The 25,184-nt window shown below is 65.5% G+C and carries 21 protein-coding genes; 17 read left to right on the top strand and 4 right to left on the bottom strand.

All coding sequences use genetic code 11. From position 1 onward, the window contains the following. The 11 genes from BZF61_RS00360 to hemA all read left to right on the top strand — a co-directional run bounded on the left by BZF61_RS00360 (position 1) and on the right by hemA (position 12,245). Positions 1–3,633: a magnesium chelatase subunit H gene (locus BZF61_RS00360; RefSeq protein ID WP_086616653.1), complete on the top strand. Its 3,633-nt coding sequence runs from the start codon at positions 1–3 to the stop codon at positions 3,631–3,633. A gap of 19 nt (positions 3,634–3,652) precedes the next feature. After that, the gene (bchL, locus tag BZF61_RS00355) at positions 3,653–4,549 is read left to right on the top strand and encodes a ferredoxin:protochlorophyllide reductase (ATP-dependent) iron-sulfur ATP-binding protein (protein WP_086616652.1); all 897 of its coding nucleotides are present in this window, start codon (positions 3,653–3,655) and stop codon (positions 4,547–4,549) included. Next, positions 4,549–5,253 (top strand): magnesium protoporphyrin IX methyltransferase, encoded by a 705-nt coding sequence (gene bchM / locus BZF61_RS00350; RefSeq protein WP_086616651.1) that lies wholly within the window; start codon positions 4,549–4,551, stop codon positions 5,251–5,253. The genes bchL and bchM overlap by 1 nt, the downstream gene beginning before the upstream one ends. Continuing rightward, positions 5,250–6,689 (top strand): BCD family MFS transporter, encoded by a 1,440-nt coding sequence (locus BZF61_RS00345; protein ID WP_086616650.1) that lies wholly within the window; start codon positions 5,250–5,252, stop codon positions 6,687–6,689. Before bchM ends, BZF61_RS00345 begins: the two co-directional genes overlap by 4 nt. Before the next feature lie 73 nt (positions 6,690–6,762). Next, positions 6,763–7,569 (top strand): photosynthetic reaction center subunit H, encoded by an 807-nt coding sequence (gene puhA, locus BZF61_RS00340; RefSeq protein ID WP_086616649.1) that lies wholly within the window; start codon positions 6,763–6,765, stop codon positions 7,567–7,569. Continuing rightward, positions 7,560–8,336 (top strand): photosynthetic complex putative assembly protein PuhB, encoded by a 777-nt coding sequence (puhB, locus tag BZF61_RS00335; protein WP_245804436.1) that lies wholly within the window; start codon positions 7,560–7,562, stop codon positions 8,334–8,336. Before puhA ends, puhB begins: the two co-directional genes overlap by 10 nt. Continuing rightward, positions 8,333–8,818, top strand: a complete 486-nt coding sequence (gene puhC, locus BZF61_RS00330) for a photosynthetic complex assembly protein PuhC (RefSeq protein ID WP_086616648.1) — start codon at positions 8,333–8,335, stop codon at positions 8,816–8,818. The genes puhB and puhC overlap by 4 nt, the downstream gene beginning before the upstream one ends. Next, positions 8,818–9,126, top strand: a complete 309-nt coding sequence (locus BZF61_RS00325) for a hypothetical protein (protein WP_086616647.1) — start codon at positions 8,818–8,820, stop codon at positions 9,124–9,126. Before puhC ends, BZF61_RS00325 begins: the two co-directional genes overlap by 1 nt. Next, positions 9,123–10,205, top strand: a complete 1,083-nt coding sequence (acsF, locus tag BZF61_RS00320) for a magnesium-protoporphyrin IX monomethyl ester (oxidative) cyclase (RefSeq protein WP_086616646.1) — start codon at positions 9,123–9,125, stop codon at positions 10,203–10,205. The genes BZF61_RS00325 and acsF overlap by 4 nt, the downstream gene beginning before the upstream one ends. Further along, complete coding sequence (gene puhE / locus BZF61_RS00315; protein ID WP_086616645.1) at positions 10,199–10,993, top strand: putative photosynthetic complex assembly protein PuhE; 795 nt, start codon at positions 10,199–10,201, stop codon at positions 10,991–10,993. The genes acsF and puhE overlap by 7 nt, the downstream gene beginning before the upstream one ends. Before the next feature lie 31 nt (positions 10,994–11,024). Next, complete coding sequence (gene hemA, locus BZF61_RS00310) at positions 11,025–12,245, top strand: 5-aminolevulinate synthase (protein WP_086616644.1); 1,221 nt, start codon at positions 11,025–11,027, stop codon at positions 12,243–12,245. A gap of 197 nt (positions 12,246–12,442) precedes the next feature. Here hemA and BZF61_RS00305 read toward each other — a convergent pair whose 3' ends face one another. After that, on the bottom strand, positions 12,443–12,832 hold the full coding sequence (locus BZF61_RS00305; RefSeq protein WP_086616643.1) for a MerR family transcriptional regulator: 390 nt from the start codon (positions 12,830–12,832) through the stop codon (positions 12,443–12,445). 76 nt (positions 12,833–12,908) lie between these two features. Here BZF61_RS00305 and BZF61_RS00300 point away from each other — a divergent pair, with 76 nt between their 5' ends. Together BZF61_RS00300 and BZF61_RS16055 are read left to right on the top strand one after the other, a co-directional pair. Continuing rightward, on the top strand, positions 12,909–13,256 hold the full coding sequence (locus BZF61_RS00300; protein ID WP_086616642.1) for a mercuric transporter MerT family protein: 348 nt from the start codon (positions 12,909–12,911) through the stop codon (positions 13,254–13,256). Continuing rightward, complete coding sequence (locus BZF61_RS16055) at positions 13,249–13,464, top strand: GDCCVxC domain-containing (seleno)protein (RefSeq protein WP_086616641.1); 216 nt, start codon at positions 13,249–13,251, stop codon at positions 13,462–13,464. The genes BZF61_RS00300 and BZF61_RS16055 overlap by 8 nt, the downstream gene beginning before the upstream one ends. A gap of 208 nt (positions 13,465–13,672) precedes the next feature. Here the strand turns inward: BZF61_RS16055 and BZF61_RS00290 are convergent, their stop codons facing one another. The 3 genes from BZF61_RS00290 to BZF61_RS00280 are packed head-to-tail and all read right to left on the bottom strand — an operon-like array spanning position 13,673 to position 18,700. Then, positions 13,673–15,760 (bottom strand): glycoside hydrolase family 97 protein, encoded by a 2,088-nt coding sequence (locus BZF61_RS00290; protein WP_211276683.1) that lies wholly within the window; start codon positions 15,758–15,760, stop codon positions 13,673–13,675. A gap of 28 nt (positions 15,761–15,788) precedes the next feature. Beyond that, positions 15,789–17,156, bottom strand: coding sequence for an alpha-amylase family glycosyl hydrolase (locus tag BZF61_RS00285; protein WP_086616639.1), 1,368 nt, complete (start codon positions 17,154–17,156; stop codon positions 15,789–15,791). Next, complete coding sequence (locus tag BZF61_RS00280) at positions 17,153–18,700, bottom strand: MFS transporter (protein WP_086616638.1); 1,548 nt, start codon at positions 18,698–18,700, stop codon at positions 17,153–17,155. The genes BZF61_RS00285 and BZF61_RS00280 overlap by 4 nt, the downstream gene beginning before the upstream one ends. A 311-nt stretch (positions 18,701–19,011) precedes the next feature. On the opposite strand from BZF61_RS00280, the gene BZF61_RS00275 reads away from it, so the two are divergent. From BZF61_RS00275 to BZF61_RS00260, 4 genes are read left to right on the top strand one after another with little or no spacing between them, the layout of a single operon-like run. Continuing rightward, positions 19,012–20,862 (top strand): alpha-amylase family glycosyl hydrolase, encoded by a 1,851-nt coding sequence (locus BZF61_RS00275; protein ID WP_086616898.1) that lies wholly within the window; start codon positions 19,012–19,014, stop codon positions 20,860–20,862. Then, positions 20,862–22,538 (top strand): alpha-amylase family glycosyl hydrolase, encoded by a 1,677-nt coding sequence (locus tag BZF61_RS00270; protein WP_086616637.1) that lies wholly within the window; start codon positions 20,862–20,864, stop codon positions 22,536–22,538. Before BZF61_RS00275 ends, BZF61_RS00270 begins: the two co-directional genes overlap by 1 nt. A 2-nt stretch (positions 22,539–22,540) precedes the next feature. Next, positions 22,541–23,569 carry a LacI family DNA-binding transcriptional regulator gene (locus BZF61_RS00265; RefSeq protein ID WP_086616636.1) on the top strand — a complete coding sequence of 343 codons (1,029 nt, stop codon included), beginning with the start codon at positions 22,541–22,543 and terminating at the stop codon, positions 23,567–23,569. Beyond that, positions 23,566–25,086: a tryptophan halogenase family protein gene (locus BZF61_RS00260; RefSeq protein WP_086616635.1), complete on the top strand. Its 1,521-nt coding sequence runs from the start codon at positions 23,566–23,568 to the stop codon at positions 25,084–25,086. The genes BZF61_RS00265 and BZF61_RS00260 overlap by 4 nt, the downstream gene beginning before the upstream one ends. The last annotated feature ends 98 nt before the right edge of the window (positions 25,087–25,184 follow it).

Below are 25,184 nucleotides of genomic sequence, written 5' to 3'. Positions count from 1 at the left end.
ATGCCCTCTGCTTCTGTCGTTGATCCGCGCGCAGTTGTGCGGGTGGTGATCGTGACCCTCGACAACCACCTCAAGGGAGCGGTGGGCCGCGCCGAGGCGGAGCTGGCGGCGGACAACATCCTGCTCTCGCTCCACGCGGCATCGGAGTGGGGCAGCGATCCGGCCGAGCTGGCCAAGGTCAACGCCGCGATCGCCGAGGCCCATATCGTCATCACCACCATGATCTTCCTTGACGAGCAGATCCGCATGATCATGCCCGCGCTCGAAGCGCGGCGCGAGGCCTGCGACGCGATGGTCTGCCTGATGTCGGCAAGCGAGATCGTGCGGCTCACCAAGATGGGCAACTACCGCATGGATGCCCCCGCCAAGGGCCCGCTGGCGCTGCTCAAGAAGCTGCGCGGCGGCGCCGGCAAGGACGGCAAGCCCGGCGGCAATTCGGCCGAGCGCCAGCTCAAGCTGCTGCGCCGCCTGCCAAAGATCCTCAAGTTCATTCCCGGCACGGCGCAGGACGTGCGCGCCTATTTCCTCACCCTGCAATACTGGCTCGCCGGTTCGGACGAGAACGTGGTGGCGATGGTGCGCGCGCTGATCGATCGCTACGCCTCGGGCGAGCGGGCCTATCGGCGCGGGATCACCAAGGCCCAAGCCCCGATCGAATATCCCGAAGTCGGGGTCTATCACCCGCGCACGAAGCAGCGCATTTCCGAAAGCCTGCGCCTGCTGCCGCCCGCGGAAGGCCGCGAAGGCACGGTTGGCCTCATCCTGCTGCGTTCGTACCTGCTGGGCCGCGATGCCGCGCATTACGATGGCGCGATCGCCGCCTTCGAGGCCGCGGGGCTGAAGGTCGTGCCAGTGTTCGCCAGCGGGCTCGACGCGCGCCCGGCGATCGACAAGTTCTTTATCGGGCCGGATGGCCGCCCGACGGTCGATGCGATCGTCAACCTCACCGGCTTCTCGCTGGTCGGCGGGCCGGCCTATAGCGATGCCGCGGCCGCGCGCGAAGTGTTGGCGCGGATGGATCTGCCTTATCTCGCCGCCCATGCCGTCGAGTTCCAGTCGATCGAGGACTGGGCGCTGAGCGAACGCGGGCTGCTGCCGCTCGAAGCGACGCTGATGGTCGCCCTGCCCGAGCTGGACGGTTCGACCGTTCCGAGCGTGTTCGGCGGCCGCGCCAGCGCCTCCGGCCCGTTCTGCAAGGGCTGCGCGCGCCAGTGCCCCTCGCCGGCGAGCGACAAGCTGCGCCCGATGCAGGCCTGCCCCGAACGGGCCGAGGCGCTGGCGCAGCGCACTGTCAGGCTGATCCGCCTCAAGAAGAGCGAGCGGGCGCAGCGCAAGCTGGCGATCGTGCTGTTCAACTTCCCGCCGAATTCCGGCGCGGTGGGCACCGCGGCCTTCATGGCGGTGCACGAATCGCTCTACGCCACGCTCCAGCGGCTCAAGGCCGAAGGCTACGACGTCGAGGTGCCGGAAAGCCTCGATACGATGCGCGATGCGATCCTCAAGGGCAATGCCGATCAATATGGCACCGATGCCAATGTCGCCCACCGCATCCCTGCCGACGAACACGTGCGGCGCGAGAAGTTCCTGACCGAGATCGAGGCGCAGTGGGGCCCGGCACCCGGCAAGCAGCTGTCCGACGGGCGCAACATCCAGATCCTCGGCGCGCATTTCGGCAAGGTTTTCGTCGGCATCCAGCCGGCCTTCGGCTTCGAAGGCGATCCGATGCGGCTGCTGTTCGAGGGCCGCTTTGCCCCGACCCATGCCTTCAGCGCCTTCTATCGCTACCTCAGGGAAGATTTCGGCGCCCATGCGGTGCTGCATTTCGGCACCCACGGCGCGCTCGAATTCATGCCGGGCAAGCAGGCCGGGATGTCGGGGGCGTGCTGGCCGGAACGGCTGATCGGCGATCTGCCCAATTTCTATCTCTATGCCGCCAACAACCCGACCGAGGGGATGCTCGCCAAGCGCCGCTCGGCCGCGACGCTGATCAGCTACCTCACCCCGCCGCTGGCGCAGGCCGGGCTTTACAAGGGCCTGTCCGAGCTCAAGACCAGTGTCGAGCGCTGGCGGATGACCCGGGACGATCCCGATCACGCCGAGGAACGCGCCGATCTGGAAGCGCTGATCGCCGACCAGTGCGCCGCACTCGATATCACCTATGACGAAATCGGCGAGCTTTGCGCCAAGCTCTACGAGCTGGAAGAAGCGCTGATTCCCTATGGCCTGCACATCCTCGGCAAGAACCCCGAAGGGCAGGAACTGGAGGAAATGCTCGACGCCATGGTCGAGGCGGCGGGCGGGCCGGACAAGGCCGACCGCGCCGAACTGGCCGCGAGGATCGCTTCCTCGGACGAACTTGGCGCGCTGATCCGCGCGCTCGATGGCCGCTATGTCCTGCCCGCGCCGGGTGGGGATATCGTGGCCAATCCCGAAGTTCTGCCCACGGGCCGCAACATTCACGGTTTCGATCCCTTCCGGCTGCCCTCGGCCTTTGCCTGCAAGCTTGGTGCGGAGCAGGCCGAACGCCTGATCGCGCGCCATGTCGAAAGCGGCCAGCCCTTCCCTGAAAACATAGCGATGGTGCTGTGGGGCACGGACAACATGAAGTCCGAAGGGGTGCAGATCGCCCAGGCGATGACGCTGATGGGCGCCCGCCCGCGGCGCGACAGCTATGGTCGCCTGTGCGGGGCGGAGCTGATCCCGCTGGAAGAACTTGGCCGCCCGCGCATCGACGTGGTGATGACGCTATCGGGCATCTTCCGCGATCTGCTGCCGATGCAGATCCGGATGCTGGCCGAAGCCGCGCTGCTCGCCAGCAGTGCCGACGAGCCGGTGGAGGCCAACTTCATCCGCAAGCACACGCTGGCGCAGATGGAAAAGCATCGGTGCGATCTCGAAACCGCTGCGCTGCGCGTGTTCTCCAACGCCGAGGGAGCCTACGGCGCCAATGTCAACCAGATGATCGACGGCGGCACCTGGGCCGATCCGGACGAGCTGGCCAATGCCTTCGAAACCCAGAAGGGCTTCGGCTACGGGATCTCGGGCCGCCCGGTGCAGCGCCGCGAAATCCTCCGCAGCGCGCTCAGCACGGTCGATTTCACCTACCAGAACCTCGAGAGCATCGAACTGGGCATCAACGATGTCGACCAGTATGTCGACGGGCTGGGCGGCGTGGCGCGCTCGGTCGCCAAGGCCAAGGGGGCCGAGGCACCGGTCTATATCCTCGATGCGACGCGCGGGAAGCCCAAGGTGCGCACTCTGGCCGAGCAGATTGATCTTGAGGCGCGCACCCGCACGCTCAACCCCAAGTGGTACGAAGGCCTGCTCGAACACGGCTACGAAGGCGTGCGCCAGATCGAGGGCCACGTCAATTCGACCTTCGGCTGGTCGGCCACCACCGGGCAGGTCGCCCCGTGGGTCTATCAGAAGATCTCCGAAACCTTCGTGCTCGACGAGAAGATGCGCCGGAGGATGGCGCAGCTCAACCCCAAGGCCTCGGTGCGGATGGCGAACCGCCTGCTCGAAGCCTGCGACCGCAACCTGTGGGAGCCGGACGAAGCGACGCTCGCGGCTCTGCGCGAAGCCAATGACGAACTCGAGGACCGCCTGGAAGGCGTGTTCGCGGGCGAGTGACGACAAGGGATCCCGACCAATGAACCTCCACGCTCCCAGAACCAGCTTCCGGCCACCTGACGGGGAAGGCTCGGTCCAAGTCCAGCTCGATCCGGCGGACCGGATCGGCACCGCCAAGGTCTTCGCGGTCTATGGCAAGGGCGGGATCGGCAAGTCGACCACCTCGTCGAACCTTTCGGCGGCCTTCTCCAAGCTCGGCCACCGGGTGCTGCAGATCGGCTGCGATCCGAAGCACGATTCCACCTTCACGCTCACCAAGAAGCTCATGCCGACGGTGATCGACGTGCTGGAAACGGTCGAATTCCACGCCGAGGAGCTGCGGCCCGAGGACTACATGTTCGAAGGCTACAACGGGGTGATGTGCGTCGAGGCGGGCGGCCCGCCGGCGGGCACCGGTTGCGGCGGCTACGTGGTCGGCCAGACGGTCAAGCTGCTCAAGCAGCACCACCTGCTCGAAGAAACCGACGTGGTGATCTTCGACGTTCTGGGCGATGTCGTGTGCGGCGGCTTTGCCGCGCCGCTTCAGCATGCCGAACGCGCGATCGTCGTGGCCGCGAACGACTTCGATTCCATCTTCGCGATGAACCGGATCGTGGCGGCGATCGGCGCGAAGGCGAAGAACTACGACGTGCGGCTCGCCGGGGTGGTCGCCAACCGCAGCCGCGAGACCGACGAGATCGATCGCTTCTGCGACGCGATCGGGATGCGGCGGCTTGCGCATTTCCGCGATGTCGATGCGATCCGCCGTTCGCGCCTGAAGAAATGCACCCTGTTCGAGATGGGCGATGATCCCGAGGTGATCGAGGCCCAGAACGAATATCTGCGCCTTGCCCAGATGCTGTGGGACGGGGTCGAGCCTTCGGTGGTCCAACCGATGAAGGACCGTGACATCTTCGATTTTCTGGGGTTCGAGTAATGGCGACGCGGCTTCCCTCCCGCTATGACGAGCAGCGCGAGGCGCTGGCGACCTATTTCGACAGCACCGCGCGCCAGGCGTGGATCGATCTCACTTCCGATGCCAAGGTAAGCGGCATCCGCGCGACGGTGCGCGCCGGGCGCGAGGAAATGCGCCGCACGCTGCTGTCGTGGCTGCCGGACGACCTGCGCCGCACCCGGATCCTCGACGCGGGCTGCGGCACCGGCGCCCTCGCGATCCAGGCGGCCTGTCGCGGGGCCGAGGTGACCGGGATCGACGTCGCTGCCAGCCTCGTCGAGGTTGCGCGCCAGCGCACCCCTTCCTTCATCGGTCACGGGCGGATCCACTGGCGCTCGGGGGACATGCTCGATCCGGCGCTCGGCACCTTCGCCCATGTCGTGGCGATGGATTCGCTGATCCACTACCAGCCCGAGGATCTGGTTGCCGCGCTGGCCGAACTGGCCGAGCGTACCACCAGGTCGATCCTGTTCACTTTCGCACCGCGTACGCGGCTGCTGCAGACGATGTACACGATCGGCAAGGTCTTCCCGAAGTCCGACCGTTCGCCCGCCATCGTTCCGACCGCCGAAAGCGAAATCCGCAAGCGGCTCGTCGCGCTCGAGGGCTGGAGCATCGGCCGCACCCGCCGCATCACCAGCGGGTTTTACACCTCGCAGGCGCTCGAACTGGTGAGGCACGGATGAAGCCTTCGGCCCGCCCCAAGCCGCCGCACTGGACCGAGGTGGCCTTCCGCCTGCTTCCCTTTGCTGACGCGGCGAGCGCGGATCTGCCGCTCGGCCGCCTGCTGCGGCTCTCGCTGTTTCAGGTGACGGTGGGGATGGCGACGGTGCTGCTCAACGGCACGCTCAACCGGGTGATGGTGGTCGAGCTTGGCACGCCGACCTGGCTGGTGGCGCTGCTGATCGCGGTGCCGCTGGTGGTGGCGCCTTTTCGCGCGCTGATCGGGCACCGTTCGGACACGCATCGTTCGGTGCTGGGCTGGCGCCGCGTGCCCTATATCTGGTTCGGCTCGATCCTCCAGTTCGGCGGGCTGGCGATCATGCCCTTCGCGCTGCTGCTGCTCGGCCTTCCCGAACGTTTCGAGATCGGTCTTGTCGCTGGCACCGCGGCCTTCCTGCTGACGGGCACCGGTTTCCACGTCACGCAGACCGCCGGTCTTGCACTGACAACCGATCTCGCGCCTGAGGACAAGCGCCCGCGCGCGGTGGCGCTGCTCTATGTCATGCTGCTGGTCGGCATGATGTTCGCTGCCTTCGTCATCGGCGGCGCGCTGCTCGATTACAGCGCTACCAAGCTGGTGCAGGTGATCCAGGGCTGCGCGGTGCTGACCATCGTGCTCAACGTGATTGCCCTGTGGAAGCAGGAAGCGCGCAATCCCGCGATCACCGCGCCCGATCGCGAGACACCGACCTTCTCGGAACTGTGGCAGGCCTTCGTCCACGACGGGCGCAATGCGCGGCTGCTGGTGACGATCGGCATCGGGGCGATGGGCTTTGCGATGCAGGACGCGCTGCTTGAACCCTATGGCGGCGAGATCCTTGGCCTGTCGGTCGGGGCGACCACCGGGCTTACAGGCGCTTGGGCGCTCGGTTCGCTGCTCGGCTTCATGCTGTCGGGCCGTCTGCTGGGCCGCGGGTGGGATCAGCTGCGGCTGGCCGGCGCAGGCCTGGTGATCGGGATCAATGCCTTTTTGCTGGTGCTGTTCGCCGGACCATTCTCGGCGGCGGCGATGCTCTATTGCGGGGCGCTGGGGATCGGGCTGGGGCTCGGACTGTTCTCGGTCGGCACGCTGATGGAGGCGATGCGCATCGCCAGGAGCGACACGGCCGGGCTGGCGCTGGGCGCTTGGGGCGCGGTGCAGGCGAGCTGCGCAGGGCTAGGCATCGCGGTGGGGGGGCTGCTGCGCGACGGGGTCGCGGCGCTGGTGCAGAGCGGCTCCGAGCCAGTCAGCACCGCCACCCGCGCCAGCGGCTATGCCACTGTCTATACCCTCGAAATTGTCCTGCTCCTGGCAGGACTCGCCGCGCTGGGGCCGCTGGTCGGCCTGCGGCGCAACCGTTCTCCCGAGGATGCCGACCTGCAGGGGCAGCCCTTCGGCCTGAGGGAGTTTCCGACATGATTGCCCGTGCCTGCCTGTCCCCCGTCCTGCCCGGCTCCGCCTCAGCCGACCCAATTCATGAGAGGAACGTGAAATGAACCACGCCTATATCGTCGGCACATTCGATGTGGCCGAACTCGCCTTTCTGCTGTTCCTGGGCTTCTTCATCGCGCTGGTGTTCTATCTCAACAAGGAAAGCCGCCGCGAGGGTTACCCGCTCGAGGACGAGCAGACCGGCAAGATCCACCCCGGCAGCCTGTTCGACACCGGCAAGAAAACCTTCCGGCTGCCCAATGGTCGCGGCACCTATGTGCCCGAGGATGTCCCGCGCGATGACATCAACGTGCCCGCGGTGCAGGCCTTCAACGCGGCTGGCGCACCCTGGGTGCCGACCGGTAATCCGATGAAGGACGGCATGGGGCCGGCGGCCTGGGCCAACCGTGCGAAATATCCCGACCTTACCTATGACGGGCGTCCGCGCATCGTGCCGATCGCCAACAGCCACGAACTGGTGGTCTCGCCCGAAGATCCGCAGCTGATCGGCTGGCCGGTGGTGGCCGCCGATGGCGTGACCGTGGGCAAGGTGAGCGACATCTGGGTCGATCAGGCCGAACACATCATCCGCTATCTCGAAGTCGAAACCAACAGCGGCAAGAAGGTGCTCGCTCCGATGATGGTCGCCGTGGTGCACGGCAACGGCCTGCTCGATGCGCTGCTCCCGATCGTCGACGACAAGCCCAAGTTTGTCGAAATCGACGCGATCACCTCCGCCCAGTTCGAAGATGTCCCGAGCCTGGAAACCCCGGGCATCATCACCCGCTACGAGGAAGACCGCGTGCAGGCCTACTACGGCGGCGGCTACCTGTATGCGACCCCGGAAAGGGCCGAACCGTGGCTCTGACGGAAACCGCGGCGCGGGCAGCGACCGATATGGCGCGGCTCGGCGGGATCGACCATGCCGAGCTGGAAAACGATGGGCCGACCGCCCACGGTGACCGGCTCGGCACCCCGGCGCCCGACGAAAAGGTGCTGTGGAAGGGCCGTCCCGACGTCGCTCTGCTCGCGCGCACCGCCTTCCATGCCCGTAAGGCCGGCCTCTACATGGCCGCACTGGCGGTGATCGGGGTGGTGCTGGGCAACACTGGTGCGGCGCTGTTTGCGGCCGGTGCCGGCGTGGTGCTGGTGGCGCTGCTCTACCTGCTCGCCTGGCTGAGCGCGCGCAGCACGCTCTACATCCTTACCGACGTGCGGCTGATCATGCGCATCGGGATGGCAATCGAGACGCGGATCAACCTGCCGCTGAAGCAGGTCAAGGCGGCGCATCTGCGCCCGCGTCCGCGTGGCCATGGCGATATCGCGCTTGAGCTCGGCGGCGAACGGCTGCTCGGCTATGTCCTGCTGTGGCCGCACGTGCGCCCGTGGCGCTATGCCATGCCGCAGCCGATGCTGCGCGCCGTGCCCGATGCCGCGGCCGTTGCCCAGATGATCGCGCAGGTGCGCGCGCAATTCGGCGAGATCGAACTGAATTTGACGGAAATCAAGGATGAGGCTGCCCCAGCCGGCCATCATGCCCCGGTTGCCGCCCCGGCGCTTGCGCGGGCCGCGCTGACCAAACGGGGGGGCGACCCCGGGCTGAGCGATCAGGGATTGGAGGGAGTCCCCGCATGATCGTCCGCGAATACGAGAGGGACGAAGTCACGGTCCACAAGGCGCCGCTGATGCTGATGGGCGGGATCGTGCTGATCTCGCTGGTGCTCACCGCCTCGGTTCGGCTCGGCTTTTTCGAACGCAGCGCCATTCCCGAGGTGGCCCGCGCCGAAGCCGGGATCAAGCCGGTGGCCGAGCGCAGCTTGCGCTTCTTCGACGAGCCGGACGGCACGGTGCGCGTGGAAGACGGCGATCGGACGATGGTGCTCGGCCGTTTCACCCCGGGCCAGGGCGGCTTCATTCGCGCCACCGTGCGCAGCCTCGTTCACCAGCGCCGCATCCGCGGACTCGGGCCGGAAGTGCCGTTCCAGCTCACCGAGTGGGACGATGGCGGCATGACGCTGAGCGATCCGGCCACGGGTTTCCGGGTCGAGGTCTCCTCCTTCGGGCCGGACAACCGCGCGGTCTATGCCGGCCTGCTGCCGCGGAAGGAGACACGCTGATGGCACTGCTGTTCCTCGGCGAGGGTCCGCGCCGCTTCGATGTGCCCTGCACGATCACGATCGAGCAGAGTCCGGAACACTTCCACGCCCATGTCGAGCTGGAGGGCGATATCCCGCTCTACCCCGGAGACGAGGTGCAGGTGCACGGCGCACCGGTGACGGTCGATTTCGGGCAGAGCCTCCGGTTTACCCGTCTGGCAACCGTCAAGCGGGCCAACGCCTTCACCAGAGCCTGGACCAGGCTGGCCGCCTATTTCGATCTTACCGAACTCTATGAAGTCAGTTTCAACCCCGGGAGCCTGAGATGAACGCCCATTCGACCATCACCGCCCCAGGCAAGGATGCCGCGAAGCCCGACACGCTGGCGATGGCGACCCATGAGACGGTGCTCTCCCCCCGGTTCTACACCACCGATTTCGATGCGCTCGACAAGATCGATGTCGGTCCGGTGCGCGCCGAGTGGGATCAGCTGATGGCCGACATGCTGGCCGATCCCAACAAGAAGCACTTCCGCAAGAACGCGAGTTTCAACGGCGTGATCGAGGCGCTCGAACCCGAGCTGCGCGCCGAGTTCATCGATTTTCTGGTGAGCTCGCTGACCTCGGAATTTTCCGGCTGCATCCTCTATGCGGAAATCGCCCGGCGCACCAAGAACCCCGACATGAAGCAGCTGTTCAAGCTGCTGGCGCGCGATGAAAGCCGCCATGCCGGCTTCATCAACGAAACGCTGAAGGATTCCGGGATCGGGATCAATCTGGGCTTCCTGACCAAGTCCAAGAAATACCACTATTTCAAGCCGAAGTTCATTTTCTACTCGGTCTATCTGTCGGAAAAGATCGGCTACGCGCGCTACATCACGATCTACCGGCAGCTGGCGAAGAACCCGCAATACAAGTTCCACCCGATCTTCGACTGGTTCGAACAGTGGTGCAATGACGAGTTCCGCCATGGCGAGGCCTTCGCCATGATCATGCGCGCCGATCCCAAGCTGCTGACCGGGTTCAACAAGCTGTGGATCCGCTTCTTCCTCGTGGCCGTGTATGCCACGATGTATGTGCGCGATCACGCGCGTCCGGCGTTCCATAGGGCGCTCGGCATCAATCCGACCGATTATGACTGGCAGGTGTTCGCGGTCTGCAACCAGATCACCCGTCAGGTCTATCCGGTCGAGCTGGACATCGACAGCCCGGCCTTCCACAGCCGGATGGAGAGACTGCGCCTCGCGGCGGTGCGGATCGAGCAAGGCAAGGCCCGCGGCGGGCTGACCGGCCTTGCCCTGCGTGTCTCGGGCATGGCGGGGGCCGCGTTCAACTTCGCGCGGCTCTATCTCCACCCGACCAGATCGAACACCCTGCCCCGCGCGATCAGGCTGCAACCGGCGTGGTAAGCTGGGAAGGCCATATTGTTCCGTTCTTCGTGACGGTGGCGATCTGGTTCATCGCCACCGGCCTGATCGCGTGGGCGGACAACCGCGAACGCGCCACCTTCACCCGGGCAATGATGATTGGCGGCGTTGCCGGCATCACCGGCCTGGTGGTGATCCTCGTCGCCTCGCTTGTTGCCGAGGTGTGGGCGATCTATCTCGGCTTCATCGGCGCGCTGATGGTGTGGGGCTGGCACGAGCTGGCCTTTCTCACCGGGGCCGCGGCCGGTCCACGCCGCGGGCCGAGCGATCCCTCGCTCACCGGGCTGGCGCGCTTTCGCCAAGCCGCGTCCACGGTGATGCACCACGAAGTCGCGCTGGCGCTGACCGCGCTGCTGCTGATCTCGTTGTCGTGGGATGTTCCCAACCAGATCGGCGCGACGGTGTTCGTGCTGATGTTCGCGATGCGGCTGACTTCGAAGATCAATCTCTTCGTGGGCGTGCCCAACACCTCCTCGGAAATGCTGCCCGAGCATCTCGCCTATCTCAAGACCTATTTCGGTCGCAACCGCATGACAGCGCTGCTGGCGGTGTCGATCCTCGGCATCGCGGCGGTGACCTGGTGGTTCGCGCAGCGGGCGCTTGCCGCGCCGGTCGGCAGCGCCGAGATGGTCGGCGCCAGTCTGCTCGCCACACTGGCGCTGCTCGGCGTGCTCGAACACCTGTTCCTGGCCCTGCCATTCCGCGACGGAATGCTGTGGGGCTGGGCCCTTCGACAGCGCAAGGCCCCTGCGCAAAGCTCCGGGAAATGAGAAAATAATCATGGAAACAGAGAGAAAACCCATGGACTTCGAAGCCTTCTTCGCCGGCGAGCTGGATGCCGTGCGGGCCGACGGGCGGTATCGTGTCTTCACCGATATCAAGCGCCATCGCGGCAGGTTCCCGCATGCCACCCGCTTCATCGCCGAAGGCACCCAGGCAGTGACGGTGTGGTGCTCGAACGACTATCTCGGCATGGGTCAGCACCCGGCAGTGCTAAAGGCGATGCATGATTGCCTCGACGAGTGCGGCGCGGGCGCGGGCGGGACGCGCAACATATCGGGCACGAACCACTATCACGTGCTGCTCGAACGCGAGCTGGCCGATCTGCACAACAAGGAAGCCGCGCTGCTGTTCACCTCTGGCTATGTCTCGAACTGGGCGGCGCTCGGCACGCTGGCGGGCCGGATTCCGGGCTGCGTCGTGTTCTCCGATGCGCTCAACCACGCGTCGATGATCGAAGGCATCCGCTACAGCCGCGCGCCTTACAAGATCTTTCGTCACAACGATGTCGCCCATCTCGACGAACTCCTGTCGCAATACGGCCCCGAAGTGCCCAAGCTGGTCGCCTTCGAATCCGTCTATTCGATGGACGGCGACATCGCCCCCATCGCCGACATCCTCGACGTGTGCGAGAAGCACGGCGCGATGAGCTATATCGACGAGGTTCACGCCGTCGGCCTCTACGGCCCGCGCGGCGGCGGGATTGCCGAGCGCGAAGGGCTGATGGACCGCATCACCGTGATCGAAGGCACCCTGGGCAAGGCCTTCGGGGTGATGGGCGGCTACATCGCGGCGAGCGCCAACCTCGTCGATTTCGTGCGTTCATTCGCGAGCGGCTTCATCTTCTCGACCGCGCTGCCCCCCGCCATCGCCGCAGGCGCGGCGGCGAGCATCCGCCACCTCAAGACCTCGAGTGTCGAGCGCGAACTCCAGCAGGAACGCGTCGCGCAGGTGCGCCGCAAGCTCGACTTGATGGGAATTCCCCACCTCGACAACCCGAGCCACATCATCCCGGTGATGGTTGGGGACGCCAAGAAGTGCAAGAGGATCAGCGACTGGCTGATGGACAATCACGGCATCTATGTGCAGCCGATCAACTACCCGACCGTTCCGGTGGGGACCGAAAGGCTGCGTGTCACGCCCTCGCCGGTCCACACCGAGGACGATATCGACCGCCTGATCAAGGCCTTGTCGGAGATCTGGTCGCACTGCGAACTGGCGCGGATGGAAAAAGCCGCCTGAGCCTGCGCGACGGACTGCCGATGGCCGATTCACCCGCGGACGGGAGCGCGCGAGGACGGACGCCTTGGAGGAGGTGTCCGTCCTCTTTTCGTTCGGGGCGGGGGGAGGCGCTCGATGTCCGCCTTCGAGCCGTGTCCTTCAGGTCAGAAATGGCGGCAAGTGGGTAGAAAGCTGAAGGTCGGCTACTCGACCCTTGGTCAGAATTCTCTCGCCAGGAATTCGACCACCGGGCAGTAATTATTAGGACGAGTGCCGCACTGCGCAACGAGATGGGCGAGGGCGGTCTCGATCTTTATAAGGTCTGCCAGCTTGGCTCGGAGATTGCGCAGATGTTGTTCAGCAAGGGTCTGAACAGTCTCGCAAGTGGCTCCATCTTGTGGGGCCAAGTCTAACAGAGTTCCGATTTCCTCCAACGAAAACCCGAGTTCGCGGCCGCGCCGAACGAACCTCAGCCGATCCACATCCGAAGGTCCATAATCGCGATAAGATCCCCTGCGTGGCGGTGCAGCGAGTAACCCGATGCGTTCGTAATAGCGGATTGTTTCGATGTTGCAGCCAGTCAATTCCGACACCGCGCCGATCTTCATGGGAAGACCTCTTGAGCCTGTAGCCGCTACAGAGTGTAGAAGAAGAGCCGAGCAAAGTCATGCGAAGGCATAGGTTATGCGCAGCATTCAGAATTGGTTGAGCGGATTGGCAACCTGCGGGGGCGTGCTTGCCTCCTTCGGCGCGGCGACGTGCTGCGCGTTGCCCCTGATGCTTGCATCCGCGGGCCTAGGCACCGCCTGGCTCGGCAGCATCGCACCGATTTTCGCGCCTTACCGAGCCCCTTTATTAGTGATTGCAGCTGTGCTGCTGCTGGTAGGGGCGGGGCGCCTTGTCTGGCAATTCCGGCTCGCACGCACTTGTCCGTCGGATGCGTCCTGTGGCAGCCCAATCTTCAGGGCGCTGACTACCATCGGATTGTTACTCGGCACCGCTCTGTTCGCAGGAGCCATAATCTATGTCTGACCCTATCCTGCTCTCTCGAATAAGGTGTCCCGATTGTGGCACTGAAAAGGATGAGGTCATGCCGACTGACGCTTGCTGGTTCTTCTACGCATGTTCGGGCTGCGGCACCCGACTAAAACCTCTGCAAGGCGACTGCTGCGTATTCTGTTCCTACGGGACGGTGCCATGCCCTCCAATCCAGCAGGGCATTTGCTGCAACGACCGATAGGTTCGGGGTCGACAGCGGAACGGCAGCTTTTGGCCGAAGCGAGACCGAAGCCGCCGTTTCCTCACTCGTAGCCCCGGACTTGCCTGCCCTGGCGCGGGCCGAGGTTCCGGGGCCACGTTACCTTCATCCCTCCCCCGCGGATCGGAAAGAAGCAGGGTAACGGGTCAGAACTGAAAAGACGGAAGATCGAGGCTCTTCCCCTCCCCCCTCACTTCACCGGCACAAACCGCACCGCGACCCCGCCACCAGGGGCCAGCCGCACGGCGAAGCTCTCGCCACCGGTCACCAGCTTCTCCTCGATCACGATGGCATAGGGATTGGTGTCCCAATCCGCGTCCGGCCCGTCGCGGTAGATCTGCGCACGGTACTTCTTGCCCTTCGCAAGAAAGCTGAGCGGCAGTGAAAGGTCGCGCGGGTTCTCATCGGTCACCGCGCCGAGGAACCATTCCTTCGACTTCCTGCCCTGCCGCGCGAAGGCGACATATTCGCCGATCTCGCCGGCGAGTGCGATCGACTGCTCCCAGTCGGCCTCGACATCCTTGATGAACTGGAAGGCGTCCATCCGCGCTTCGTAATTCTCGGGCAGGTCGGCGGCCATTTGCAGCGGCGAATAGAGCACCACATAAAGCGCGAGCTGCTTGGCGAGCGTCGTCTGCGGACGATTCGCCGGATCGCCGCGAGGCATGTCGGGGCGCAGCGGGGGGCGTTCGTTGGGCCTGAGATCGAAGATGCCGGGGGTGAAGTCCATCGGCCCCGCCAGCATCCGGGTGAAGGCGAGCATCGCCTCGTGGTTGGGCGGATTGGGGGGCGAGCCCCAGGCGTTGAACTCCATCCCGCGTGCACCCTCGCGGGTCATCCAGTTGGGATAGGTGCGCCTGAGGCCCGTGTCCTTGACCGGCTCGTGCGCGTTGATCGAGATCCGGCGCTTGGCGGCCTCCTGCACGACCTTCAGGTGATGGCGCACCATGAACTGGCTGTCGTGCCATTCGTAGCGGCGGATGCCCTTGTCATCGATCCGCACCGCATCGCCCGCGTCGGCGACATAGCCGGTCTTGACCTGGCGCACGCCCACCTTCTCATACAGGTCGAAGGCGGCCTCCATCTGCTTTTCATAATTGGTGATGTTGGCCGAAGTTTCATGATGGCCGATCAGGCGCACGCCCTTGGAGCGGGCATAGCGGCCCAGTTCCTCGAGATCGAAATCGGGCATCGGCTCGGTGAAGCGGAACAGATCGCCATTGTTGAACCAGTCGCCGTCCCAGCCGATGTTCCAGCCCTCCACCAGCACCCCGGCAAAGCCGTGTCTGGCGGCGAAATCGATGTAGCGCTTCGTCTCCTCGGTCGTCGCCCCGTGGATGCCCTCGCGGCCCCAGGTGCGATCGCGGATATGCATTGCCCACCAGATGCCGACATACTTGCCCGGCTCCACCCAGGAAACGTCGCCGAGCTTGTTGGGCTCGTTGAGGTTGAGGATGATGTCGGAATTGATCAGGCCCACCGCATCGGGCGCGATCTGGATCGTGCGCCACGGGCTGGTGAACGGCGCCTTGGTCTTCACCTTCGGCCCGCCCTGCCAGTTCCTCAGCCGCGCCTCGAAGGTGCCGGGCCGCAGCGCGCCGAGCGACATGGCCGAATAATCGACCAGCGCGGCCTCGTGGATGCTGAAGTGGATGCCGCTCTCGCTGCGAAAGGTTGCGGGCGTGTGCGCATCGTCAACCTTGCCGGCGGGCGCGGTGCGGGTGAGATATTCGTAACGGTTAAACTCGTCGGAAGGCGTGTACCACATGCTGGTCCGCTCCCCGACGGCGAACTGGGTCAGCTCCTCGACGATGGCGATCTCGCCCCGCAGCGCATCCTGCTCGGCCAGCTCGTAGCGAAAGCCAATGCCGCTATCGAAAGCGCGGAAGCGCACCGTCAGCTCGCGCGCGGGGCCATCGGTTGCGGTGCGGAAGGTGACGGCCAGCTCATTGTGCTGGTCGCGCACCAGCCGCCGTTCGCCCCAGGGCTGTTCCCAGGTGGTGTCCCTGCTGGCGCGGGCCGAGGCGGCAATGGCGAGGCCGCGCTCGAAGCCGTGGTGTTCGGCAAACAGCATACCCAGCTTCGAGGGAGCGATCACCTGCTTGCCCTCGAAGGCCACGGCATAGGTTGCCTGCCCGCCATCGTCGCTGACGGTGACGGTGATCCTGCCGTCGGGCGAGGCGAGCGTGAGGCTTTCGGCCTCGGCAGGGGCGGCGGCCCCCATTGCCGCCCACGCAATCGCCGCCATCGCCACGAGGGATTTCCATTGCCTTGTCATACGTCCTCTCCCGCGCCCGGCGGGCGCCTCACTTGCTCTCGCTGTAGATCCGGTAGCCCCATGCGGGCAGATCGAGCGTCGCGTCGCTGGTAAAGCTCACGGCGGCTCCGGTAAGCGCATCGTTATAGTGGCCATGGTGGCGCGCCTGCGCGAAACGCACCTGCTGCGGCCGGGGCGAAAGGTTGAACACCGCGAACACCCGCCCGCCAGCGCCCCCGCGGGTGAAGGCGAAGACATCCTGCGGGACGCTCGTCGGCACCTCGATCAGCGGTGCGCCATAGCGGCCATTGTGGAGCGCGGGATGCGCGGTCTTCAATGCGGTCAGTCGCTTGAACAGCGCCGCGTGCCGGCCCTCGCGCCATACGATCGGATCACGCTCGAAGAACGACAATTGGCGATCATTATCCGCCTCCTGCCCATTATAGATCAGCGGCAGGCCCGGGCCGACAAAGGAGAGCGCAATCGCCGCCTCGTAGGCCTCCCCGTAGATCTGGGCCGCAAACCCGTCCCATGAATTCTGGTCGTGGTTCTCGGTATAGACCATGCGCATCGCCGCGTGCGGCCAGGTCTCCAGCTGTGCGGCATAATAGCCGCGGATCGGCCCTGCGCCCTCGCCGCTCTTGACGAGGCGCTGCATCGCCTCCTTCCAGCCCCAGCCATAGGTCGCATCAAAGGCGCGGGCGTGGAGATCGCGCTGTTCCCATTCGGCGAGCATGAAAACCGGCTTCACCTTGTCGAGTTCGGCGCGCGCGGTCTCCCAGAAATCGGTCGGTACATAGCCGGCGACATCGCAGCGGAACCCGTCCACCCCGAATTCGCGCACCCAGAAAAGGAGACTTTCGGTCATGTAGCGCCTGAGGCCAGGCTGCGAATAGTCGAAGTCCGCAACGTCCGACCAGTCGGTGCCCGCCGGGCTGGTGAGCGCACCTTCCGGGGTGCGGGTGTACCATTCGGGGTGACTGAGTGTGAGCGGGTTGTCATAGGCCGAATGGTTGGCGACCCAGTCGAGGATCACCTTGAGGCCCAGCCGGTGGGCTTGCGCCACGAAAGCGCGGAAATCGTCCTCGGTGCCCAGTTCGGGATTGACCGCGCGGTAATCGCGCACGGCATAGGGGCTGCCGAGGCTGCCCTTGCGATTGGCCTCGCCGATCGGGTGGATCGGCATCAGCCAGATGATATCGACGCCCATTGCGGCCAGACGAGGCAGGTGCTTCTGCGCCGCGCTGAAGGTGCCTTCGGGCGTGAATTGGCGGGTGTTGAGCTGGTAGAGCACGGCATCGCGCGTCCATTCGGCATTGGTCACCTGCACCGGATCGCGCGGGGTATAATCCGGCTGGGCCAACGCCGGGCTGGCGACCAGCGTGGCGGCCAGCAACAAAGCCGCAACCCGCCTCATGCCGTCTGCTCCTTCACGAGCAGCGTCGCCACCGCTGCCGCCAAGAAGCTCACCGCCGCAATCACCATCGCGTAAATCGCCGCGCCGCCGAAGATATTGGTGACGAGAAAGCCCAGCAGCGTCGCGGCCAACAGCTGCGGCACGACGATGAAGATGTTGAACACCCCCATGTAGATGCCCATTTTCTCGGCCGGCACCGAGCCTGCAAGGATGGCATAGGGCAGCGAGACGATCGAGGCCCAGGCGATGCCAAGGCCGATCTGCGGCACCCAGAGCAGCGCCGGATCACGCACCAGCAGCATCGCGGCAAAGCCCGCCGCGCCAAGCATCAGATTGAGCGCGTGCAGGCGGGTGCGATCGATCCTCGCGGCGACCACCACGAAACCCAGCGCAGCGACGGCGGCAAGGCCGTTTCGCGCCGATCCCATCAGGCTCCACCAGTCGGCCCCATCCTGATAGGCGGCGCTCGCCGCATCGCTTGCGCCGAAGTGGTATGCGGTCACCCCCGGGGTACCGTAGATCCAAAGCGCGAACATCGCGAACCAGCTGAAGAACTGCACCACCGCGAGCTGGCGCATCGTGCGCGGCATGGCGAAGAGATCGCCGACGACTTCCATGAAGCCGCTGTCACTGCGCCCCTGCGCAAGCAGCAGGCTGGCGATCAGCTGGATCACGCCGAACCCGGCGACCAGCGCGGCAAGGACGTAAAGCTCCTGCGCCACCTCGATTGCGCCCAGGAAGGCGGGCCGGCCCTCCCCCCGCGCCAGCGCCACAAGGCCCGCGACAATCGCTCCGGCGACGAGCCAGAGAATGCCGCCGCGCGCGAACTGGCGCGCGCTGCGCATCACGCGGACTGGCCGTGCGCCCGCCACCACTCCTTCGGCCGCAGCGAAGCCGGCCAGCTCCTCAGGCGAATATTCCCTCGTCGTGAACACCGTCCAGCACACCGCCGCCAGCAGCGCCGCGCCGCCGATGTAGAACGAACAGCGCACCGTCTCGGGGATCTGGCCCTCGGGCGCGACATTGGCGAGGCCGAGCCAGTTGGTCATCACCCACGGCAGCGCCCCAGCCAGCACCGCTCCGGTGCCGATGAAGAAGCTCTGCATCGCATAGCCGGTCGTGCGCTGATGGTCGGGCAGGTTGTCGCCGACAAAGGCGCGGAACGGCTCCATCGTGATGTTGAGCGAGGCGTCCATGACCCACAGCATCCCCGCCGCCACCCACAGGACGGGCGCGTTGGGCATCACGAACAGCGCCAGGCTGGCGAGCAGCGCGCCGAGCAGGAAGAAGGGGCGACGCCGGCCCAGGCGTGGGCTCCAGGCCTTGTCCGAGAGGTGGCCGATGATCGGCTGGACGATCAGCCCTGTCATCGGCGCGGCGATCCACAGGATCGCCAGCTCGCCGACATCGGCACCCAAGGTCTGGAAAATGCGGCTGACATTGCCGTTCTGAAGCTCGAAGCCGATCTGGATGCCGAGAAAGCCGAAGCTCATGTTCCAGATCTGGCCCGCGCTCAGCGCTGGCTTGTGGCCGGCTTGCGTCATGTGTGTCACATCCTCTCCCCCGCATATCCACCCCTGCCGGGGTGACGCGGCTCTCTGCCGGCAGTAGCCTGTTCGGACTTCGTTTCCCAATCTCTCGCCGAGCCGGCGCCGGACAGTCTGGACGCCTTGCAAAATTTTGCAAGAAACTTTCTGATTTTCGTCGGAAAAATTCGTATTCTCGTCGAAAAAATCCTTATTTATCTATTTTTTACAGACACTTGATACAAAAGCTCAGGACTGCACGAAAGGCCTACAAAGATTTGCAAAACGCTGCCCATAGTGCCACAAACATGGCCGGAGGGAGTTGGGTCATGATGCGAATCTTCGTGGGGTTGACGGCTGCGCTATGCGCGGGGAGCGCCTTGGCGGGCAGTCCGGTCGCGGCGCAAGAGGCGGCTGCAGCCCCGCTTTCCGCCCCACTTGCTGAGCGCCGGCTCGAAGACGAGATCATCTATTTCGTCCTGCCCGATCGCTTCGCCAACGGCGATCCGCGCAACGATCGCGGCGGGCTGAAGGGCGGCCCGCTCGATCACGGCTTCGATCCCACCCACAAGGGTTTCTATCACGGCGGCGATCTCAAGGGCCTGACCGCCAAGCTCGACTACATCCAGGGCATGGGCGCCACCGCGATCTGGTTCGCGCCGATCTTCAAGAACAAGCCGGTGCAGGGCAAGCCGGGCGAGGAAAGCGCGGGCTATCACGGCTACTGGGTGACCGATTTCACCAGCGTCGATCCGCATTTCGGCACCAATGCCGAATTCAAGGCCTTCGTCGATGCCGCCCATGCGAGGGGCATCAAGGTCTACATGGACATCATCACCAACCACACCGCCGACGTGATCGACTATGTCGAAGGGCCGGCGACCGGCTATGCCTATCGCAGCAAGGGCGAATATCCCTTCTCGCGCAAGGGTGGCCCTGATGGCGCGCCGATCAACCCGGGCTTCACCGGCGACGACAATCCCGACCCGGCGAACTGGGCCAGGCTGACCGACCCGAGCTTTGCCTACACCCCCTTCGTGCGCGAGGCGGAGAAGAACGTGAAGGTGCCGGCCTGGCTCAACGACATCACGCTTTACCACAACCGCGGCAATTCGCACTGGATCGGGGAAAGCAGCGTCTATGGCGATTTCTCGGGGCTCGACGATCTCGCCACCGAGAATCCGCAGGTCGTCGCCGGAATGATCGCCATTTTCGGCCAGTGGATCGACGAATACGGCATCGACGGCTTCCGCATCGACACCGCCAAGCACGTGAACCCCGAATTCTGGCGGGCCTTCGTCCCTGCCATGCTCGCCCGCGCCAGGGCGAGGGGGATCGATCACTTCCACATCTTCGGCGAGATTGCCTACGAAGAACCCACCGCCACCCTTGCCGCGCAGGTGATGGCGCAAAGCGGCCTGCCCTACGCGCTCGACATGGGTTTCGCCAAGGCCGCGCAGCTGGTGGCGAGCGGCAAGGCGCCGCCGCGGCTGATGGCCGAACTGCTGGAGCAGGACGCGATCTATCCCGGCGGCGCACAGACCGCGCTGGGCCTGCCGACCTTCCTCGGCAACCACGATTTCGGGCGCTTTTCGATGTTCGTGCGGCAGATGAGCGGATCGGATGACGAGGCAGAGCTGCTTGCCCGGGTCAAGCTGGGCCATGCGATGATGTTCGGCCTGCGCGGCGTGCCGACCATTTATTACGGCGACGAGCAGGGCTTCATCTCCGACGGCAACGACCAGCTGGCGCGCGAGGATATGTTCGCAAGCCGGGTCGACGCCTATAACGACAACAACCTTCTCGGCACCGATGCCACCACCGCCGCCGAGAATTTCGATAGCGCCCACCCGCTCTACCGCCTGATCGCCGAACTCGCCGCCGCGCGCAGGGCCAGCCCGGCCCTGCGGCGCGGGCTGAGCCAGGTGCGCGCCTTCGAGGAAGCCGGCCCCGGCCTGCTCGCCGTGGAGCGCCACGATCCCGCCAGCGGACAGCGCGTGCTGCTGGCGTTCAACACCGGCGCAACGGCGCTTTCGCGCCCGATCGAGGTGAGCTACCGGGCGCAGCGGATCGCGCCGCTGCTGGGTCAGTGCCCCGCCGCGCTCACCGCGCCGGGGACGCTGCGGATCGCGCTTGAACCTTTCGGTTTTGCCGCCTGTATTCTGGAGACTGACAAGTAATGGCAACCGCCCAGCCCTTTGCCGGCCCATCCACCACCGCCGCTGCGGCCACCGATCCGCTCGCCTGGTGGCGCGGTGCGGTGATCTACCAGATCTATCCGCGCTCCTTCCGCGATACCAATGGCGACGGAATCGGCGATCTGGCCGGCATCGCCGACGGCCTCGACTACATCGCCGATCTGGGCGTCGATGGCATCTGGATCAGCCCCTTCTTCACCTCGCCGATGAAGGATTTCGGCTATGACGTGGCCGATTACTGCGGGATCGATCCCTCGTTCGGCACCTTCGAGGATTTCGACCGCATCATCGAAAAGGCCCATAGGCTCGGGCTGAAGGTGATCATCGATCAGGTCTATTCGCACACCTCGGACGCGCACCCCTGGTTCCAGGAAAGCCGGAAGGATCGCACCAATCCCAAGGCCGACTGGTATGTCTGGGCCGATCCCAAGCCGGACGGCTCGCCCCCGTCGAACTGGCAATCGGTGTTTGGCGGCTCGGCGTGGCAATGGGACGGGCCGCGCAAGCAATATTACCTGCACAATTTCCTGACCTCGCAGCCCGATCTCAACGTGCATAACCGCGCCGTGCAGGACGCGCTGCTGGATGTGGCGCGGTTCTGGCTGAAGCGCGGCGTCGACGGTTTCCGGCTGGATGCGCTGAACTTCGCGATGCATGATCCGGCATTGCGCGACAATCCGCCGAGCGGCCTGCCGATGGAACGGGTGACGCGCCCGTTCGACATGCAGATCAAGCGCTATAACCAGTCCCACCCCGATATCGTCGGCTTCCTGGAACGCATCCGCCGGACGATCGACGAGTTTCCGGGCCGGTTCACCGTCGCCGAAGTGGGTGGGCCTGAGCCTCTGGCCGAAATGAAGGCCTTTACTGAGGGCGACAAACGACTGAATTCAGCCTATAATTTCGATTTCCTCTACGCCCCTTGCCTCACCGCGCCGCTGGTCCGCGCGAGCCTTGCCCAGTGGAGCGGGGCCAAGGGCGAAGGCTGGCCTTCATGGGCCTTCTCGAACCACGATGCCCCGCGCGCGATCACCCGCTGGACGGTGGACGGCGACATGGCCCGAACGGCGCGCCGCAACCTGCTGCTGCTGCTCAGCCTTCGTGGCAACCCGATCATCTACCAGGGCGAGGAACTGGGCCTGCCGCAGGGCGAAGTCGCCTTCGAGGACCTGCTCGATCCCGAAGCCATCGCCAACTGGCCGCACACGCTGGGCCGCGATGGCGCGCGCACCCCGATGCCGTGGCAGGCAAATGCGCCCCAGGCCGGTTTCTCCAGCGCCAGCCGCACCTGGCTCAAGCCCGATCCGGCCCACGCCGCGCTGGCGGTCGACAGGCAGGCGCAGGACCCGCAATCGACGCTGCACTACGCCCGCCGCCTGCTCGCACTGCGGCGCCAGTGGCCCGCGCTGGCGAGCGGGGAGATCGCCTTGCTCGACACGCCCGAGGCGCTGCTGGCCTTCGTACGCCAGGGCGAGGGCGGTCGCGTGCTGTGCGTATTCAATCTCGGCGACGCCTTGTGCGAATGGAGCCCGCCGGAGGATTTCGCTCATGGTCAGCTGCTCGCCACCGAAAGCAAGGTAGGCCTCGCAGGCAATCCCCCCATGGTGCTCGCGCCAGGTTCGGGTTACTGGGCAGCCGACAGAGCGGAGCATAGCTGACGATGAACACCACCCGGCCTTCTTCGCGGCGCAGCGCCACGCTGGAGGATATTGCCCGCGAGGCCGGGGTATCGGTTTCGACTGTCAGCCGCGCGCTCAATGACAGCCCTTCGGTCAAGCGCCGCACCAAGCAGCAGATCTGGCAGATCGCCCGCGCGCACGACTACGAATTCCGCGCCTCGATGCCCGCCGGGCCGAGCGGGGCGGACGCGACGATCGCGGTGGTCGTCCCTGCTCCGCAAGCGCGCGAAAGCCGGGTGGCGGATCCCTTCTTCCTCGAATTGCTCGCCGGGATCGCCGAGGCCGCGCGTGAGCGCAATGCCGATCTGCTGGTCAGCCATCTGACCCCGCGCGCCGGCAGCGATCTCGACTACGCGATGGCCACCAGCCGTGCGACCGGGGTGATCTTCATCGGTCAGTCCTCGCTCCACCATGCCTTCAACGCCCTCGCCGCGCGCGACAACCGTTTCGTGGTATGGGGTGCAGAGTTTCCCGATGCGCAATATTGCGTGATCGGATCGGACAATGTCGCGGGCGGCAGGCGGGCGACATCGCATCTGGCGCGGCTCGGCCGCAAGCGCATCCTGTTCCTTGGCGACACCGAGGCGCCCGAAGCCGAGCAACGCTGGCGCGGCTATCGCCAGGCGCTGACGCAGGCGGGAATCGCTCTCGACGACAGCCTCGTCATCCCCGCCCATTTCGAAGTCCACTCCGCCGAAGCCGCCACCTACAGCGCGATTGCCCGGGGGCTGAGTTTCGACGCAGTGTTCGCCGCATCCGATCTCATTGCCATTGGCGCGATCCGAGCGCTGACCCGCTCGGGCCTCAGCGTTCCGGGCGATGTCTCGGTGGTGGGCTACGACAATATCCCCGCCGCACGGCTCGTCACCCCGCAGCTCACCACCATCGACCAGGACGCCAATCTGGCGGGCCGGATGCTGGTCTCCAAGCTGATCGACCGCGGCGACGGCCCGGCGATTTCCGAGCGGCTCGAAACCAGCCTGCTGATCCGCGAGAGCTGCGGCGGATGACCGGCGCGCCTGCCCCGCTCGGTTCGATTGTCATCGTCGGCGGCGGCTCGGCCGGGTGGATGACCGCAGCGGCGCTGGCCGACGCGGTCGGGCAGAGCTGCGCGATCACGCTGATCGAGAGCGAGGCGATCGGCACGGTCGGCGTGGGCGAGGCGACCATTCCGCCAATCCGCCACTTCAACCGCCGTCTCGGGATCGACGAGGCGACTTTCGTGCGCGAGACGCAAGGCAGCTACAAGCTCGGTATCCAGTTCGTCGACTGGGGGAGGCTCGGACACAGCTATTTCCACCCCTTCGGCCAGTATGGCGCCGAATTTGATCAGGTGCCGTTCTACCACCACTGGATGCGCGAGAGCCTGGCAGGCCGGGTGGCCGGCCCGATCGACGATTTCTCGATGTGCTGGGCGATGGCCAAGGCCGGCAAGTTCACCCACCCTTCCCCCGATCGCCGGCTGATCCAATCGACCTTCGATTATGCCTATCATTTCGATGCCGGGCTCTATGCCGCCTTCCTGCGGCGCTTCGCCGAGGAAAGGGGCGTGGTGCGCAAGGAAGGCCGCATCGTCGATGTGACCCTGCGCGGGACGGACGGTTTCATCGATAGCGTCACGCTCGAAGGCGGCGAGCAGGTAGCGGGCGAGTTTTTCGTCGATTGCAGCGGCTTTCGCGGCCTGCTGATCGAAGAGGCGCTTAAAGCGGGCTACGACAATTGGCAGCACTGGCTTCCCTGCGACCGCGCGGTCGCGGTGCCCTGCGAGCGCGGCGCGTTCACCCCCTACACCCGCTCCACCGCGAAGGCGGCGGGCTGGCAATGGCGCATCCCGCTCCAGCACCGCACCGGCAACGGCTATGTCCATTGCAGCCAATTTCTGTCCGAGGACGAAGCCTGCGCCAGCCTGCTCGCCAGCCTCGACGGCAAGCCGCTGGCCGACCCGCGCCCCTTGCGCTTCGTGACCGGCAAGCGGCGCGAATTCTGGAAGAAGAACTGCGTCGCCATCGGGCTGTCGGCCGGCTTCATGGAGCCGCTCGAATCAACCAGCCTCCACCTCATCCAGTACGGCATCCTGCGGCTCATCGCGCTGCTCCCCGACCGGGCCATGTCGCCGCTGCTGGCGCGCGAATACAACGCCCAGACCGCGGCGGAATACGAACGCATCCGCGATTTCCTGATCCTGCACTACAAGGCGTGCGAAAGGGACGATTCCGAACTGTGGCGCTACTGCGCCGCCATGCCGATCCCCGACAGCCTGCAATACAAGATCGACCATTTCCGGGAATACGGCCTGCTGGTCGCTGACGGACACGAGCTGTTCGCCAATCCGAGCTGGATTGCGGTCTATCTCGGGCAAGGCATCACCCCCGCCCGCGCCCCGGCGCTGGCGACGATGCGCACCAGCGTGCCGGTGAGCGAACGGCTCGCGCAAATCCGCGCCGCAATGGACGAGGCGGTGGCCGCCATGCCGTCCCACGCCGAGTTCATCGCCCGCCATTGTGCGGCCCCGCTGCAACCGGCCTGAGCCGGCCCTCGCTTCCTTCCTTCGCGCCAAAGCGAAAGGGCCCGCCATTGCTGGCGAGCCCTTCCTGGGATCCTTGGTGCGACCCGAGAGGGTCGGGA

The organism is Erythrobacter tepidarius (genome assembly GCF_002155695.1).
Lineage (GTDB): Bacteria > Pseudomonadota > Alphaproteobacteria > Sphingomonadales > Sphingomonadaceae > Erythrobacter > Erythrobacter tepidarius.
The sequence above is the reverse complement of the archived record's forward strand: the minus strand, read 5'-3'. Positions and strand labels throughout refer to the sequence as shown.

Excerpts from the sequence above, each read along its gene's own strand:
- BZF61_RS00360 (WP_086616653.1), top strand. The coding sequence starts at position 1 with ATGCCCTCTGCTTCTGTCGTTGATCCGCGCGCAGTTGTGCGGGTGGTG.
- bchL (WP_086616652.1), top strand. The coding sequence starts at position 3,653 with ATGAACCTCCACGCTCCCAGAACCAGCTTCCGGCCACCTGACGGGGAA.
- bchM (WP_086616651.1), top strand. The coding sequence starts at position 4,549 with ATGGCGACGCGGCTTCCCTCCCGCTATGACGAGCAGCGCGAGGCGCTG.
- BZF61_RS00345 (WP_086616650.1), top strand. The coding sequence starts at position 5,250 with ATGAAGCCTTCGGCCCGCCCCAAGCCGCCGCACTGGACCGAGGTGGCC.
- puhA (WP_086616649.1), top strand. The coding sequence starts at position 6,763 with ATGAACCACGCCTATATCGTCGGCACATTCGATGTGGCCGAACTCGCC.
- puhC (WP_086616648.1), top strand. The coding sequence starts at position 8,333 with ATGATCGTCCGCGAATACGAGAGGGACGAAGTCACGGTCCACAAGGCG.
- BZF61_RS00325 (WP_086616647.1), top strand. The coding sequence starts at position 8,818 with ATGGCACTGCTGTTCCTCGGCGAGGGTCCGCGCCGCTTCGATGTGCCC.
- acsF (WP_086616646.1), top strand. The coding sequence starts at position 9,123 with ATGAACGCCCATTCGACCATCACCGCCCCAGGCAAGGATGCCGCGAAG.
- hemA (WP_086616644.1), top strand. The coding sequence starts at position 11,025 with ATGGACTTCGAAGCCTTCTTCGCCGGCGAGCTGGATGCCGTGCGGGCC.
- BZF61_RS00305 (WP_086616643.1), bottom strand. The coding sequence starts at position 12,832 with ATGAAGATCGGCGCGGTGTCGGAATTGACTGGCTGCAACATCGAAACA.
- BZF61_RS00300 (WP_086616642.1), top strand. The coding sequence starts at position 12,909 with ATGCGCAGCATTCAGAATTGGTTGAGCGGATTGGCAACCTGCGGGGGC.
- BZF61_RS16055 (WP_086616641.1), top strand. The coding sequence starts at position 13,249 with ATGTCTGACCCTATCCTGCTCTCTCGAATAAGGTGTCCCGATTGTGGC.
- BZF61_RS00290 (WP_211276683.1), bottom strand. The coding sequence starts at position 15,760 with ATGACAAGGCAATGGAAATCCCTCGTGGCGATGGCGGCGATTGCGTGG.
- BZF61_RS00285 (WP_086616639.1), bottom strand. The coding sequence starts at position 17,156 with ATGAGGCGGGTTGCGGCTTTGTTGCTGGCCGCCACGCTGGTCGCCAGC.
- BZF61_RS00280 (WP_086616638.1), bottom strand. The coding sequence starts at position 18,700 with ATGACGCAAGCCGGCCACAAGCCAGCGCTGAGCGCGGGCCAGATCTGG.
- BZF61_RS00275 (WP_086616898.1), top strand. The coding sequence starts at position 19,012 with ATGATGCGAATCTTCGTGGGGTTGACGGCTGCGCTATGCGCGGGGAGC.
- BZF61_RS00270 (WP_086616637.1), top strand. The coding sequence starts at position 20,862 with ATGGCAACCGCCCAGCCCTTTGCCGGCCCATCCACCACCGCCGCTGCG.
- BZF61_RS00265 (WP_086616636.1), top strand. The coding sequence starts at position 22,541 with ATGAACACCACCCGGCCTTCTTCGCGGCGCAGCGCCACGCTGGAGGAT.
- BZF61_RS00260 (WP_086616635.1), top strand. The coding sequence starts at position 23,566 with ATGACCGGCGCGCCTGCCCCGCTCGGTTCGATTGTCATCGTCGGCGGC.